Origin of the sequence: Sphingomonas sp. LM7 (assembly GCF_002002925.1) — a bacterium.
Lineage (GTDB): Bacteria > Pseudomonadota > Alphaproteobacteria > Sphingomonadales > Sphingomonadaceae > Sphingomonas.
Map to the genome: position 1 here is coordinate 1,445,970 of NZ_CP019511.1, position 15,644 is coordinate 1,461,613.

The 15,644-nt window shown below is 66.5% G+C and carries 12 protein-coding genes; all 12 read right to left on the reverse strand.

Annotated features, from left to right (window positions below; all coding sequences use genetic code 11):
- Positions 1-36: 36 nt before the first annotated feature.
- Positions 37-720: a response regulator gene (locus tag BXU08_RS06650; protein ID WP_077509344.1), complete on the reverse strand. Its 684-nt coding sequence runs from the start codon at positions 718-720 to the stop codon at positions 37-39.
- The gene (locus BXU08_RS06655) at positions 717-3,392 is read right to left on the reverse strand and encodes a sensor histidine kinase KdpD (protein WP_077509345.1); all 2,676 of its coding nucleotides are present in this window, start codon (positions 3,390-3,392) and stop codon (positions 717-719) included. Before BXU08_RS06655 ends, BXU08_RS06650 begins: the two co-directional genes overlap by 4 nt.
- Entirely contained in the window at positions 3,389-3,985 is a 597-nt protein-coding gene (gene kdpC / locus BXU08_RS06660) for a potassium-transporting ATPase subunit KdpC (RefSeq protein ID WP_077509346.1), read from the reverse strand. Before kdpC ends, BXU08_RS06655 begins: the two co-directional genes overlap by 4 nt.
- Positions 3,986-3,995: 10 nt before the next feature.
- Positions 3,996-6,011, reverse strand: coding sequence for a potassium-transporting ATPase subunit KdpB (kdpB, locus tag BXU08_RS06665; RefSeq protein ID WP_171982444.1), 2,016 nt, complete (start codon positions 6,009-6,011; stop codon positions 3,996-3,998).
- 11 nt (positions 6,012-6,022) lie between these two features.
- On the reverse strand, positions 6,023-7,726 hold the full coding sequence (kdpA, locus tag BXU08_RS06670) for a potassium-transporting ATPase subunit KdpA (protein WP_077509347.1): 1,704 nt from the start codon (positions 7,724-7,726) through the stop codon (positions 6,023-6,025).
- A gap of 13 nt (positions 7,727-7,739) precedes the next feature.
- A complete protein-coding gene (locus BXU08_RS06675; RefSeq protein WP_135982904.1) occupies positions 7,740-7,829 on the reverse strand; it encodes a potassium-transporting ATPase subunit F in 90 nt (29 codons plus the stop codon).
- Positions 7,830-7,931: 102 nt separating this feature from the next.
- Complete coding sequence (locus BXU08_RS06680; protein ID WP_077509349.1) at positions 7,932-8,216, reverse strand: hypothetical protein; 285 nt, start codon at positions 8,214-8,216, stop codon at positions 7,932-7,934.
- 299 nt (positions 8,217-8,515) lie between these two features.
- Positions 8,516-10,789 carry a TonB-dependent receptor gene (locus BXU08_RS06685; RefSeq protein WP_077509350.1) on the reverse strand — a complete coding sequence of 758 codons (2,274 nt, stop codon included), beginning with the start codon at positions 10,787-10,789 and terminating at the stop codon, positions 8,516-8,518.
- 87 nt (positions 10,790-10,876) lie between these two features.
- Positions 10,877-12,412, reverse strand: a complete 1,536-nt coding sequence (locus tag BXU08_RS06690) for a sulfatase (RefSeq protein WP_077509351.1) — start codon at positions 12,410-12,412, stop codon at positions 10,877-10,879.
- Between the two features lie 16 nt (positions 12,413-12,428).
- Positions 12,429-13,679, reverse strand: a complete 1,251-nt coding sequence (locus tag BXU08_RS06695) for an MFS transporter (protein ID WP_077509352.1) — start codon at positions 13,677-13,679, stop codon at positions 12,429-12,431.
- Positions 13,676-14,428, reverse strand: coding sequence for a phytanoyl-CoA dioxygenase family protein (locus tag BXU08_RS06700; protein ID WP_077509353.1), 753 nt, complete (start codon positions 14,426-14,428; stop codon positions 13,676-13,678). The genes BXU08_RS06695 and BXU08_RS06700 overlap by 4 nt, the downstream gene beginning before the upstream one ends.
- 91 nt (positions 14,429-14,519) lie before the next feature.
- Positions 14,520-15,581 (reverse strand): LLM class flavin-dependent oxidoreductase, encoded by a 1,062-nt coding sequence (locus BXU08_RS06705; RefSeq protein ID WP_077512093.1) that lies wholly within the window; start codon positions 15,579-15,581, stop codon positions 14,520-14,522.
- Positions 15,582-15,644 lie beyond the last annotated feature (63 nt).

Consider the following 15,644-nt stretch of genomic DNA (forward strand, 5'->3'; position numbering starts at 1 on the left):
TATCCGGCGCAAGCGGACCCGGACAGTGGCGGCGACCTACGGCATCAGCCTGTAGCCCACCCCGGGCTCGTTGCGGATCGCCGACAAGCCGGCCGCATCGTCCCCCAGCTTCTTGCGAACGCCGCGCGCGGCGACGCGCAGATATTCGACATCCTTTTCGTGCCCCGGTCCCCAGACGTTGCGCAGCAACTGGACATGCGTGACGACCCGGCCCGGATGCTTCGCGAGTAGCGACAGGAAGCCGAACTCCTTCGGGGTGAGGTGCACTTCCACGCCGTTCTTGCGCACGAACCGCGCGGCGAGGTCGATCTCGACATCGCCGATGCGGACCACCGGCGCTTCGGCTTCCGCCGACAGGCGATGGCGCAGCGCCGTACGAACGCGGGCCAGCACTTCCTCGGTGTCAAACGGCTTGGTCACATAGTCATCGGCGCCGAGATCGAGTGCGGTGACCTTCTGGTCGGTCGCATCGCGCGCCGAGATAACGATCACCGCAATCCCTGCCGCCCTGATCAAAGGAACGAGTTCGAGCCCATCGCGATCAGGCAGGCCGAGGTCGAGCAGCGCCAGTTCGGGCTTGTCTATCTGAACCGCCGTCATCGCCTCGCGCGCAGTGCCGGCCTCGACCACCCGATAGCCTGCGCGGCCAAGGCTGGTGGCCAGCAGCCGACGGATCGCCGGCTCGTCGTCGACGACCAGCAATTTGGCATTCTGGCTCATTCGCCGGACGATCCCTTGCTGAGGCGCGCTTCGGGCACCCGGATGGTGAAGCAGGCACCCGAGACATCGCTGCGGTTCGAAGCGGAGACTGACAGCCCCATCGCCTCGGCAAACCCTTTGACGATCGCGAGGCCCAGCCCGGTGCCGCCCTTGCGGTCCGAGCCCTCGATCCGCGTGAAGGTCTCGAAGATCCGTGCCTCCTCGCCCGGCGGCAGGCCCGGGCCTTCGTCGAGCACGTGCAGCGTCAGCCCGCCTGGCTCCCGCCGCGCGGCGATGATGATCGGCGCCCCCGGATCGCCATATTTCGCGGCGTTCTCGAGGAGGTTGATCAGGCAATGGTGGAAGAGTTGCGGATCGACCGAGACGAAGGGCAGATCGGGAGAGATGTCGAGCCCGATCGGATGGCCGTCGAGGATGCGGCGCAGATCATGGACCGCGCTCGCCGCCGCCTCGGCAAGATCGACCGGTTCGATCGACTGGTGCAGCGCGCCCGATTCGATCCGGACCATGTCGAGCAGATTGGCAACAAAGCGGCTGAGCCGCTCGGCCTCGCCGCGCGCCGCGATCAGCTGCGCTTCCTGCTCGTCCGATGCGGGCCGCATCTCGGCAAGCATGCCAAGCACGGTCGTTAGCGGCGTGCGCAAGTCGTGGCTGACCGAGGAGAGCAGCGCGGCCCGCAGCCGGTCGCGCTCCTTGAGCTGGGTGACGCTGGCCATCTCGGCCTCCAGCCCGATCCGTTCAAGCGCCAGCGATGCCTGGTCGAGCAGGCTGAGCAGCAGCGGAAGCTGGTCCGAACGCACCGGGGCGCCGGCATCCAGTCGTGCCAGGCCCATCACCGCCAGCACCGCGCCGCCCGCCGAGATCGGCTGGAACAGCCACTCGGACGCCGTTAGCGTATCTGATCCGCGGCCCGCGGCGGTGTTGTGGTCGAACGCCCAGCGCGCCGCGGCCTGCTCGATCACCTCGAGACGATCCTCGGGCGGGAACGCCGCACTCAGCACGAGCTGGCCATCGACCGGAAGCAGCAGGACCGTGTTCGCGTCGAGCAGGCGCCCCACTTCGGCGCACAGCACCTGCCCGAGTTCGCTGCGCTTGCTCACCCCGGTCAGCAACCGCGCGAAGCCGGCGAGCGCACTGTTCTGCCCGGCGCTGCGCTGCGCCAGCATCGCCTGATCGCGCACCCGCGCGGCGAGCTGGCTGCTCACCACTGCGACGCCCATCAGTACCAGCAGCGTCAGGATGTTCTGCGGATCCTGGATCGTGAAGGTGCGCGTCGGCGGAATGAAGAAGAAGTTATACGCCAGCGAAGAGGCCAACCCGGTCACCACGCCGGTACGCACGCCGTAGCGCGTCGCCGCGACCATCACCGGCAGCAGATAGAGCAGGCCGATATTGGTGATGCTGCCCGCCGCGAAGATGCTCGCACCGATCACGGTGACCAGCGCGGTGAGCCCCAGCGAGACCAGATAGCCCGCGGGCTTTCCCCAGCCACTGCGCTGCTTTCGCCGCGGCACGGACCGCGGCGCGTCATTTTCCGCCATCGGCAGGACGTGGACCGCCACCCCCGGCGTTCCGCGCACCAGCCGGTCGACCACCGACCCGTGGAGAAACTCGAACCAGCGCGAACGCGCCGACTTCCCGACGATCAGCTGCGTCGCCCGCGCATCGGCAACGAACCGCGTCAGCCCGTCGAGCACGGTCTCGGCGGGCACCGATGCGACCTGCGCGCCGAGCTGGCTGGCGAGGTGCAGGGTTGCCGCGAGCCGGGCATTTTCGGCATCGCCGAAGCGGCTCGCACGCGGCGTTTCGATATGCACTGCGGTCCACGGCGCGCGCAGTGCATCGGCGATGCGTTTGGCGGCGCGCACCAGTTCGGGTGCGCCGGGCAGCTCGCTCACTGCCACGACCAGCCGGTCGCCGCCCGCCCAGGTGCCCGCCAGCGCATGCGCGCGCAGATAATCGAGCATCTGCGCATCGACGGCCTGCGCCGCGCGACGCAGCGCCAGTTCGCGGAGTGCCGACAGGTTCGATTTGGAAAAGAAATGGCCGAGTGCGCGCGTCGCCTCTTCGGGCAAATAGACCTTGCCCTCCTTGAGCCGCTCGATCAGCTCGTCGGGCGGGATATCGACGACTTCGATCTCGGCATTTTCGAGCACGCGATCGGGCAAGGTCTCGCGCACCCGCACCTTGGTGAACGAGGCGACGATGTCGTTGAGGCTTTCGAGATGCTGGATATTGACCGTCGCATAAACGTCGATCCCCGCCGCGAGCAGCTCCTCGACATCCTGGTAACGCTTGTCGTGGCGGCTGCCCGGCGCATTGGTGTGGGCGAGTTCGTCAACCAGCACGAGCCGCGGCCGCCGGGCGAGGATCGCATCGAGGTCCATCTCGTCGAGCGTGCGGCCCTGATACTCGACGCCGCGCCGGGGCACGATCTCGAAGCCATGGACCAGCGCCTCGGTCTCGGCGCGCCCATGCGTCTCGACCACGCCGATCACGACATCGGCACCGCCGCGCCGCCGCGCCGCGCCCTCGGTCAGCATCTCATAGGTCTTGCCGACACCGGGGGCGGCGCCGAGCAATACCTTCAAACGCCCGCGGCCCTCCTGCGCGGCGGTGCGCAGAAGGGCTTCGGGATCGGGTCGCCTGTCGGGATCGGGATGCGAACTCACCGGCCGGCTTTTGCGCCTCCCGGGGCCAGCCTGTCGAGGGCGCGATTGAGAAGCAGTATGTTGACGCGGGGCTCACCCAGAAAGCCGAGCAGCCGGCCTTCGACATGTTCCTGCACCAGCGCGCGCACGGATACTTCCGACAGTCCTCGCGCCGCGGCGACGCGCCCGACCTGATAAAAGGCCGCCTCGGGGCCGATATGGGGGTCGAGCCCCGAGGCGGAGGTCGTCACCAGATCGGCGGGGACCGAATTCGCTGGTGATGTGGCGTTTGCGGCGATGTCGGCCTTGACCCGCTCGGCGAGCGCCTGACTGGTCGGGCCGAGGTTCGAGCCGGCGGAAGCCGAAGCGTCGTAGCCGGATCCGGCGGCGGAGAGCCGGCCGTGGAAATATCCCGGGCCGGTGAAGCCCTGCCCGATCAGTTCGGAGCCGATCACCCGGTCGCCTTCGCGGATCAGGCTGCCATTGGCCTGGGCGGGGAACACCGTCTGGCCGATCCCGGTGAGCGCCGCCGGATAAGCGAGCCCGAGCAAGGCGGCGAACAGGATCGTCATGACGATCGCCGGGCGGAGAGCGGTGGTGAAATCCTTGAGCATGTGTCTGTCCTCAGGCGAGGTGGAGGCCGGCGACGACGAGATCGATCGCCTTGATGCCGATGAACGGCGCGATAAGACCGCCGAGCCCGTAGATGGCGAGGTTGCGTGCCAGCAGCGGCCCCGCGCCCATCGGCTTGTACTGCACCCCCCGCAGCGCGAGCGGGACGAGGCACGGGATGATCAGCGCGTTGAAGATGATCGCCGAGAGGATCGCGCTCTCGGGGCTGGAGAGTCGCATCACGTTGAGCACGCCGAGGCCAGGATAGAGCACGACGAACATCGCCGGGATGATCGCGAAATACTTCGCCACATCGTTGGCGACCGAGAAGGTGGTCAGCGCGCCGCGCGTCATCAGCAATTGCTTGCCGAGGCCGACAATCTCGATGAGCTTGGTCGGATCGCTGTCGAGGTCGACCATGTTGCCCGCCTCGCGCGCGGCCTGCGTGCCGGTGTTCATCGCCACGCCGACATCGGCCTGGGCGAGCGCGGGCGCGTCGTTGGTGCCGTCGCCGCACATCGCGACGAGGCGTCCGCCCTGTTGCTCCTTGCGGATCAAGGCGAGCTTGTCCTCGGGAGTCGCCTCGGCGAGGAAGTCGTCGACCCCCGCCTCGGCCGCGATCGACGCGGCGGTGAGCGGATTGTCGCCGGTGATCATCACCGTGCGGATCCCCATCCGGCGCAATTCGGCGAAGCGATCGCGCACGCCGGCCTTGATCACGTCCTTGAGCGCGATCACGCCGAGCAGCCGCCCGTCTTGTGCCACCGCCAGCGGAGTCTGGCCGGAGCGTGCGATTTCATCGGTGATCTTGCGCAACTCGGCGGCCGCCGCGCTCACACCGGCGCCGGGATTGGCGCGCAGCACCGCGTCGACGGCACCCTTCTGGATCAGGCTGCCGCCGGTGCGCACGCCCGAGATGCGGGTCTGAGCCGTGAACGGAATGATCTCGGCGCCTTCAGGCAGCGCCCGCATGGCAACCGCATGCTTGCCCTGCGCGAGCGTCACCACCGATCGGCCCTCGGGCGTTTCGTCGGCAAGGCTGGCGAGCAAGGCGGCACCGGCGAGTTCGTCGATCGTCACGCCGGCCAGCGGGCGGAATTCGCTCGCTGCGCGGTCGCCGATCGTGATCGTGCCGGTCTTGTCGAGCAGCAGCACATCGATATCGCCCGCTGCTTCCACTGCGCGGCCCGATTTGGCGAGCACGTTGAAACGCACCAGCCGGTCCATCCCCGCAATCCCGATCGCCGAGAGCAAGGCGGCGATCGTCGTCGGGATCAAAGTGATCAGCAAAGCCGCGAGAATCGCGATCGGAATACTGCCGCCGGCATAGCTGGCGAACCCCGGGATCGTCGCGACGGCGATGAGGAAGATGATCGTCAGACCGACCAGCAGGATCGTCAGTGCGATCTCGTTGGGGGTCTTCTGCCGCTCGGCACCTTCGACCAACGCAATCATCCGGTCGAGGAACCCCTGCCCCGGCTCCTGCGTGACGCGGACCTTGATCCAGTCCGAGATGACACGGGTGCCCGCGGTGACCGCCGAACGATCGCCGCCACCCTCGCGAATCACCGGCGCGCTCTCGCCGGTGATTGCCGCTTCGTTGACCGAGGCGACGCCTTCGATCACTTCGCCGTCGGCCGGGATCAAGTCACCGGTTTCGACCAGCACGACCTGGCCCTTCTGGAGCTGTGCAGCGGGGACGACGCGGCCGTCGGGCAGCTTGGCGGTCAGCTCGGACTTGGCCGCGCGCAGCGATGCCGCCTGCGCCCTGCCCCGCCCTTCGGCGAGCGCCTCGGCAAAGGTGCCGAACAGCACCGTCAGCCACAGCCAGACGATAAGCTGGAGCTGGAACGGCACGGAGAGCGCCTCTCCGCCGATCCCGAGCAGCACGGTGAGTAGCAGCGCCACTACGGCGGTGGTGAAGAGCACGGGGTTCTTCCCCAGCTGGCGTGGCGCCAGCTTCCTGAAGGCGTCACCGATCGCGGGGACGACGAGGCTGGTCGAGAACATCGAGGATGCAGTGGTCATGTCAGGGGCCTTCAGAAGAGCTGGCCGTGGATCATCGCGAGATGATCGGCGATCGGTCCGAGCGCGAGGCTGGGGAGGAAGGTGAGCCCGCCGACGATCAGCACGATCCCGACGAGGAGGCCGATCCACAGCGGTCCGGTGGTCGGGAAGGATCCGGCGGATTCGGGGGTGTGCTTCTTGGCGGCGAGGCTCCCGGCGATGGCGAGCGCGGGCACGATCACGAAGAACCGTCCGAGCCACATCGCGACGCCGAGCAGGCCGTTGTAGAAGGGCGTACCCGAAGTGATGCCGCCGAACGCCGATCCGTTGTTCGCGGTCGCCGAGGTGAAGGCATAGAGGATCTCGGTAAAGCCGTGCGGCCCCTTGTTGAGCGGCCCCGTCAGCCCCGCAGGTAACACCGATGCCAGCGCCGTGAAGCCGAGGATGCACAGCGGCAGCACCGCGATCGCCAGCACCGCGAACTTGACCTCGCGGCTCTCGATCTTCTTGCCGACATATTCGGGGGTGCGCCCGACCATCAGCCCGGCGACGAACACCGCAAGGATCGCGAAGAGCAGGAAGCCGTAGATGCCCGCGCCGACGCCGCCGATCACGACTTCGCCCAATTGCATGTTGAACAACGGGATCATGCCGCCGAGCGCCGTGAAGCTGTCGTGCATCGCATTGACCGCGCCGCACGACGCCGCAGTGGTCACCGATGCGAACAGCGCCGAGGCAGCGATACCGAAGCGGGTCTCCTTGCCCTCCATATTGCCACCGGCGACGCCGAGCTGGTGGAGCACCGGATTTCCCGCAGCTTCCTGCCAATAGACAATCGTGGTTCCTGCGACGAACAGGACGAGCATCGCCGAGAGGATCGCCCAGCCCTGGCGCTGGTTGCCCACCGCGCGCCCGAACGTGTTGGTCAGGCCCACGCCGATCAGGAATATCGACAGCATCTGGACGAAGTTGGTCAGCGCGTTGGGGTTCTCGAACGGGTGTGCGCTGTTGGCGTTGAGGAAGCCGCCACCATTGGTGCCGAGCATCTTGATCGCTTCCTGGCTGGCGATCGGGCCCATCACCAAGGTCTGCTTCGCCCCCTCGAGCGTGGTCGCGTCGACCGACGACAAGAACGTCTGCGGCACGCCGCTGGCGATCAGGAAGACCGCATAGACCCCGCAGATCGGCAGCAGCAGATAGAGCGTCGCCCGGGTCATATCCGCCCAGAAATTGCCGATGCCGCTCGCCTGACGCCGCGCAAAGCCGCGGAACAGCGCGAAGGCCACGGCGATGCCGGTCGCCGCGCTCAGGAAATTGTGGATGACAAGACCGAACATCTGGCTGAAGTTCGAAAGCGCGACTTCGCCCGAATACCACTGCCAGTTGGTGTTGGTGGTGAAGCTGATCGCGACGTTCATTGCGCCGTCGGCGGCCAGTCCGGGCAGCCCGCGCGGATTCATCGGCAGGACGCCCTGCAGCCGCAGCACGGCATAGGTGAACAGCAGCAGCATGATCTGGAAGAACAACAGGTGCACCGCGTAGCGGCGCCAGCCCATCTCGGCCTGCGGATCGATCCCCGAGAGCCGGTAGAAACCGCGCTCGACCGGGCCGAGCACGATATGCAGCGGTGTACGCCGCCCTTCGTAAAGCGCGAACAGCCACGCCCCCATCGGCTTGGCGGATGCGACGAGAATGGCGACGAAGGCGGCGATCATCGCCCAGCCCTGAATGGTCATTGGTCCGATCCGATCAGAAGCGCTCGGGCCGGACGAGCACGGCCACGAGATAGAGGAGGAGGCCCAGCGCAGTGAGCCCGGCGAGCGCGAGGTGCAGCGTCATGGCGCTCAGCCCAGGTCGCACAGGCGGACATAGGCGAAGGTCAGCAGGCTCAGGCCCGCCAGCACCGCCAGCCACAGCAGATCGGTCACGGAAAACTCCTCGTCATGCAGGAAATACGCGTGCACGCGGCGGCACCGGGATCGCGCGGAACAGGCCCGCGCCCTCGAAGGTGAAGGCCGAGCCCAGGCTCAGGCCGATCGCGACGGTCGTCGCGCCGGCGAATTCGAACGGAGTGGCGGGATGCGCGGGCAAATGCCCGACGGAACGACAAACCCAGCAGCCCGCGGTTAGGGCTGCGACCAGCATCGCCAGCCCGAAGCTGCGCAACAGAGCCCCGGCCGCCCACCAGCGTTCGCCGCTTTCAAGCCGGCGCAGTATCGCCGTCATCGGTCGCACTCCCTCGTCGTTGAGGCATGCGATGTGGGGCGGACGGCGATTAAGGTTCCACGGGTAAGATCGGCCCCCGCATAAAGAAGGCGTAAAGTTCGCCGCTCGACGAAGCAGGCCTGTCCGCGTGCGACGGCAGCGAAGCTGCGGCATCGCCCGGCCTAGTTAGGAACGGTCACGGCCCCTGTCGGGCTCCCGTCTCCGGGGCGAGAAGCGTGAGGGGCCCGCTGGGGGCGCTCACTTCGAGCCAGCGCCTACGGGTGTTGCGGGCGAGCCGAGACCCACCCGCCCCCCTTTACTCAAAAGTTGAGGTTGGCGTTCACACCGAAATAGCGGTCATTGTCGCGCGGCACGAAGCGCGAGACGCCGGCTACCGCGCCGTAGGCGATGAACGGCGAATAATGCTTGTTGGCGATGTTCTTGACCACCGCGCGGATTTCCCAGCCCTTGTCGGTATCGCTCACCAGCCCGATCGACGCATTCCAGATGCCATAGGTGGGCTGGACGGTATCGGGCGTCTGGGTGATCGCATATTGCGTCTCGCCCTTGGCACTGAAATCGGTCTGAAGATCGAGCCCAAGCGTCTCGGTCAGCGGCACGCGATAGGCGGCGTCGACATGGATCTTCCACTTTGGCGCGAAGGGCAGAGGCTGGCCATCGACATTGGCGCAGGCGCCCCCGGCCGAGGCCGGGCAGAGGAAGCGATCGATATGCGCGTCGTTATAGGCGATCGCGCTGGTGAGCTTGAGCCCCGGTATCGGCCGGACTGTCAGGTCGCCCTCGACTCCGCGCGACGACACATCGCCTGCGTTGATCAGGCGCGTGACCAGCGTGCCGAGATAGGTGTCCTGGAAATTGGCCTGGAACCCGCTGAACTTGGTGACATAGGCCGCAAGGCTGAAGCTCACCGCGCCATCGGCAGTCGCGCCCTTCAGGCCGGCTTCGTAGCTGTTCGACGTCTCCGGAGCGAGCGGATCGACGTCGAACGCCTGCATGTTGAAGAAGACGTTGTAGGCTGGCCCCTTATAGCCGCGCGAATAGGTGGCGTAGAGGTTGAGCCGGTCGCTGATGTCGTACTGGAGCCCCGCGCGCAGGCTATAGTCGGTGCGGTCGGTCTTGCCGCTGCTCGCATAGTTAGGGCGGATGCCGGCGACGCCGGTTGCGGTGGTCGCCACCCGGGCATGGCGATATTCGAGATCGTCATGGATCAGCCGGCCGCCGAGAATCGCGCGGAACTCGGGCGTGAAGTTGACATTGGCTTCGCCGAACACCGAGTAATTGGTCAGATCGGTGCGATAATTGGCGACGCCCTGATCGGAGACCTGCGCGCCGGCAACCAGCCGCGTGACGTCACGCTGATAACGCTCGCGCGCGATCGTCTTGAAGTAATAAACCCCGACGACATAGTCGATCAGCTTGCCCTTGGGCGAAGTCAGGCGAAGCTCCTGCGAGAACTGGTCGGAGTCGACCGTGCCGAGATCCTCGCCGCGGGCGATCGCCGCCGTGAGCGTGCCGGTCGAATCCCAGTCCTGATGCTGGCGGTTCTTCCAGCCGCGATAGCCGGTGATCGAAGTAAGCGTGTGCTCGCCCAGGCCGATCTCGGCAGTGAACGACGCACCGAAATTCTTGTCGCGCACATCGGCGTCGAAGCTCGGCGCGACTTCGGTATTGTTCGGGCCCGCGACGATCCCCGATCCTGCGAGAACCGCGGCGAGACCGGGATTGGTCGTTACCGCGCCCGTCGGATAGGCGACCCGCGAAGTGGCGGCGAACACGCCGGTCGGGACGTTCTCGTAGGTGAAGACATAATCGCCCGCGAGGGTGAACTTGAGGTTCTGCGCGGGCTCGTAGACCAGCTTGGCGCGTACCCCCTGCCGGTCATAGCCATTGACCCAGTCGCCGGTGGTGACGTTGCGGACATTGCCCTTGTAGCCGCCGATCAGCCCGGTGACCGCAAAACCCCAATCGTCGCCGAGCGGACCCGAGGCGCCCAGTCGAACGCGGTATTCGTCGCCTTCATAATAGCCGAGCTGGGCATTGAAGCCGAGCGCCGCCGCGGGCGCCTTCGACACGATGTTGATCACGCCGGCCGACGCGTTCTTGCCGAACAATGTGCCTTGCGGGCCGCGCAGCACTTCGACGCGCTCGATGTCGAGCAGATCGAGCGTCGACTGGCCGGGGCGCGCAAGCACGACACCGTCGATCACCGTGGCGACCGAGGGCTCGACGCCGGGCGACGTGGTGATCGTGCCGATGCCGCGGATGAAGGTCGAACGGTCCTTGTTCGAAGAGCCCGAACGGAAATCGAGCGTCGGGACGGTCTGGGCGATGTCCTGCAGCGTGTTGAGGTTGCGCGCGGCCAGCGCATCGCCGTCCAGTGCAGTGATCGCGATCGGCACGTCGGTCAGCGATTCCTCGCGAAAACGCGCCGTGACGACGATCTCATCATTGTTCTGCGCCGTCGCGGCCGCGGGGGCTTCCTGCGCATGCGCAGGGGCAATGGCGGCGAGCGCGGCACCGGCGAGCAGGGCCAGCCGCAGCGGACGATAGGCGACTTTCGATTCTTGTAGCATGTTCACTCCCTGAGATCGGGAGCAACATATCCTATCGGATTAATAGGAGAATCAACTTTTGCTTCGCCCCGCCTGTGCCGTGGCTTGTCAGCGCTTGGGCAGCCGCAGAAACGGCGGCGGGAATGGCGCGCCCTGCGGCCCCTTGGGATCGCGCAGCGCGTTGCGCTCGCCTGCGTCGGCGCTGAGCGGGATCGCCATACCGTCGGTATTCTGGAGCAGTGCGAACAGCCGTTTGCTCATCCGCTCGGCAAGGTCCTCGTGCCCCGGACGCGCGAGCAGATTGTCGGTCTCATGCGGATCGACGGCAAGGTCGTAGAGCTCGTCGAGATCCCAGATGCCGTGGAAGTGCATGTATTTGTACCGGTCCTCGCGCAGCGCGTGGACGGTGGGGGTCTGGGGGAAATTGCGCTCCCAATAATATTCGTAGAGCAGCTCCTTGCGCCACGGCACGGGCTTGCCCTGCGCCAGCGGCAGCATCGAGGCGCCCTCCATATGCTCGGGCGCGGCGAGCCCGGCGGCGGCCAGCATCGTCGGCGCGACGTCGATATTGGCGACCACCTGCTCGACGGTCCCGGCGCCGAACAGCGCGGGGCAGCGCGCGATCATCGGCACGCGCATCGATTCCTCATAGGCGGCGCGCTTGTCGATCAGCCCGTGCTCGCCGAACATGAAGCCATTGTCGCCCATGTAGAGGATCAGCGTGTCGTCCAGCTCGCCGCGCTCCGCGAGCAGATCCATGATTCGTGCAAGGCCTTCATCGACCGCGAGCAGCGTCTCCATGTAGCGCTTGTAGTAATCGGCGACGTCGAGCGTGCCGTGATAGGGATAATCGACGCCGTGCCAGCTGTTGCGCTGGTTCTCGACCCATATCGGCCGGCCGGGGACGCCCGGCTTCATCGACTCCGGATAGCGGAAGGTCGCGTCTGCATAGCGGCCCTTGTGGCGCTCGGCGGGGATGAATTCGGAATGCACCGCCTTGTGCGCAAGGTGCATCATCCATGGCTTTTTCGGATCGCGCTTGCCGATCCAGTCGAGCGCATAGTCGGTCAGCTCGTCGGTGATATAGCCCTTTTGCGGGACGTTCCGGCCATTGACGTTGAGCCCGTCGGGGCCGGGCAGATACGTCCCCTGCCCCTTGAAACTCACCCAGTGATCGAAGCCGGGCTGCGGCTTGTCGGTCTCGGCGCCCATATGCCATTTGCCGATGAACGCCGTGTCGTATCCGGCGCGCTGGAGATATTCGGGATAGAAAGTCAGGCCCGGTGGAATCGGATGGTTGTTATCGACCACGCGGTGCTGATGCGCATAGAGCCCGGTGAAGATCGACGCGCGCGAGGGCGAGCAGAGCGCGGTGGTGACGAAGGCATTGCGGAAATGCACGCCTTCGCGCGCCAGCCGGTCCAGCGTCGGGGTCTCGCCGAAATCCTGTGCCTTCATGAACCCCATCGCGTCGTAGCGATGATCGTCGGTGAGCACGACGAGGATGTTGCGCGGGCGCGCGCCGGTGCGCCTGAGCGCCTTGGGACGGGGCACGTCCTGCGCAGCCGCGGCCCAGCTGTAGAGACTGAAGGCGCCGCCGGATCCTGCCAGCAGCACGCCGCGGCGATCGATAGGGTCGGTCATGCGTGCAGCCTTTCGTTCAATGCGCCGCGATTACTTCGATGGGATCCGCTGCGTTCTCTGCGCGGCGGATGCGCGGCAACAACAGCTGAATCCAGCCGAGCGCGAGCAGATAGGAAACGCTCGCGAACAGGAACAACGGCAGGTAGCCGAGCCCCGCCGCCAGCACCGCGCCGGCGATCTTGGCGATCGCCATCCCGCCAAGGTTGCCGCAGAACGCGCCGAACGCCGTGACCCGGCCGACCTTCGCGCGCGGGGTGACGTCGGCGATCACTGCGAACAGCGTGGTCGAAAAGGCCTGGTGCCCGGCCATGGTCAGCGCGAGGATCAGCGTCGCGCTCCACAGATCGCCGGAATAGAGCGCGAGCGGCACCGGCAGCACCACCAGCCCGGCGACCAGCATCGTGCCCTTGCGGACGCGGTCGAGATTGCGCCCGCGGACCAGCAACCGGCTGGCCAACGTTCCCGCGATCAGCGCGCCGATCGCCGCGCCGGTGTAGGCGATCGCCAGTGGCGGCCCCAGCTGGGTGCCGGTCAGCCCGAACTGGCGATGGAAGAAATCAGGCATCCAGAACAGCATCAGCCACCAGGTCGAATCCGACAGCACCTTGGCGAACGCGATCGCCCAGGTGCGGCGTTCCCGCAGGATCGGGCCATAGACCGTGTCGGCGGCCGCAGCCGGCTCGCCGCTGCCGTCGGCGAACTTCACGCCGCGGACGACGATAAGCCACACCCCGGCCCAGATCACGCCGACCAGTCCCGCGATCACGAACGCCGCGCGCCAGCCATAGACTGCCGCCAGCAGCGGAATCAGCAATGGCGCGACGATGCCGCCAATGCTGCCGACTGCGTTGGAGATGCCATATCCGGTCGATCGCAGATGCGGCGGGAACACCGCGGCGATCGTCTTGATCCCGCTCGGCGTGCCCATCGCTTCGGTCGCGCCCAGCGCGGCGCGGACAAAGGTGAACTGGCCCATGGTGACTGCCCAGGCATGGCCGATCGCGGCGAGGCTCCAGGTGAAGACGCCCAGCGGGTTGGCCCATTTCACTCCGGCCTTGTCGACGATCCAACCGGTGAACAGGAACGCGACCGCGGCCGATCCCTGAAACCAGGCGGCGAGCGTGCCATAGTCATTGTCGCTCCAGCCCAGGTCCGCCGAGATCACCGGCTTGAGCACGGCGATGATCTGCCGATCGACCAGATTGAGGATGCCGGCAACGAGCACCAGCCCAAACAGCACCCAGCGGCGTGCGGGAGACAGGTTCATGCGAACGTCACCTGGCGTCCGCCCTGGACGAGCGGGATGGCGTTGCGGCGCAGCTGCCGCGTGCCCGGATTGAGCATCGCCTCGGCGGTATATTGGGCGAGATAGACTCGCCGCGCGCGATCGGTCCGGTTGGCGCCGGTCGCGTGCAGCGTGCGGCTGGAAAAGGCGACGACGCTGCCCGCGGGCGCCTCGATCGCGACCGCATCGCCTTCGTCGACATCGACCGCTAGATCGTTGCTCGCCGCGCGCCGCGCATGGGGCAGGATTCCTGCGCGGTGACTGCCGGGGACGACGCGCACCGTGCCGTTATCGAGCGTGGCGTCGTCGAGGGGGCACCAGCAGGTGAGATAGGGCAAGTGATCAGACGGGCCGCCATTGCCGACGACATAGCCCGAATCCTGGTGCCAGCTGAACGGCAGCCCGCCCTCCGGCCCCTTCACGACATATTGATCGAAGAAGAAATAGGCGGTGTCGCCCAGCGTCGCGCGGCAGATATTCGCCATTGCCTCGCTGAACAGCATGCGGCGCAGCGCAGGCTGCTCGCGCTGGCATTCATTGGCGAAATAGCGCTTTCCGCGATGGCTTATCCCGAGCGTATCGACGCCCGCCGCGTCCATCCGCGCATCCTCACGCGTGACGAAGCCGTCGCATTGCTCGCGCAGCAGATTGAGCAGATCGCCGGTCAGGACGCCCTCGAAAACGGCAAATCCCTGCTCCGCGAACTGGGACGACTGGCGCTGATAGCTCATCCCGCGATGCTAGGCGGCCCAGGCCCGCGTGCCCAATCAAGAAAATCTATCAACTCCCACCAGATAGATGGAGATTGATCTGCGCGCGCCGTCAGCCAAGCGGCCGGTGATCGAGCCGCGGCAATACGTGACGCGCGAACAGATCGGCCTCGGCTGCATGGGGATAGCCCGACAGGATAAACGCCTCGATTCCCTCGGCGCGATACGCTTCCAGCTTGGCGAGTACCTGATCTGGATCGCCGACGATCGCCGCGCCGCAGCCCGATCGCGCGCGGCCGATACCAGTCCACAGATTGTCCTCGATATATTCGCCGCCCGAGGCTTCGCGCAGCTCGGCTTGGCGGCGCACGCCTGCCGACCCGCTGTCGAGCGAGTTGGCACGGATCTTCGCGCCGGTGTCGCCGTCCAGCCGCGAGATCAATCGGTCGGCAGCGGCACGCGCAGCCTCTTCCGTCTCGCGTACGACCACATGTACGCGGTAGCCGAAGCGCAGACTGCGCCCTTCCCGCTCCGCCCGCTCGCGCAGGTCGGCGATGATCGCGCGCATGCCGGGCAGCGTATCGGGCCACATCAGATAGACGTCGGCGCCTTTGGCGGCCGCATCGCGCGCCGGGTCCGACAATCCGCCGAAATAGAATTGCGGAGCGCGGCCCGAAACGGTGCCGATCCGCGGCGGCTTGAGCTTGAGCTTCCAGAACTCGCCTTCGTGATCAAGCGCCTCGCCGTTCAGCAATGTGCGCAGGATCGACATTGCCTCGACCGTCCGCGCGTATCGCGGCGCGCTCTCCAGCACCTCGCCCGGCAAGTCGCTGGAGATGATGTTCACGGCGAGCCGCCCGCCCAGCATCTGGTCGATCGTGGCGATCTGGCGCGCCAGTTGAGGTGGCCAGCTCTCGCCGATCCGCACGGCCATCAGCAACCGGATGCGCTTGACCCAGGTCGCGATCGCGGCAGCAAAGGCAGTCGTGTCGATCCCCAGCGCATAGCCCGACGGGAGCAGGACATTGTCGAAGCCCAGCGAATCGGCCTGGAGCACGATGTCGCGGCAATGCTCCCAGCTAGATTGCAGCCGCGTATCGGGGACACCGAGAAACTCATAGTCGTCGTCGCACAGCGCCGAAAACCAGCTCACTTCGCAAGGAGGCAGGGACAAATCGTCCTCGTTCAAAGTTGGACGCTTGGGCCGCACAAGCTTTTCGATCTTGTGGGGTCCGGG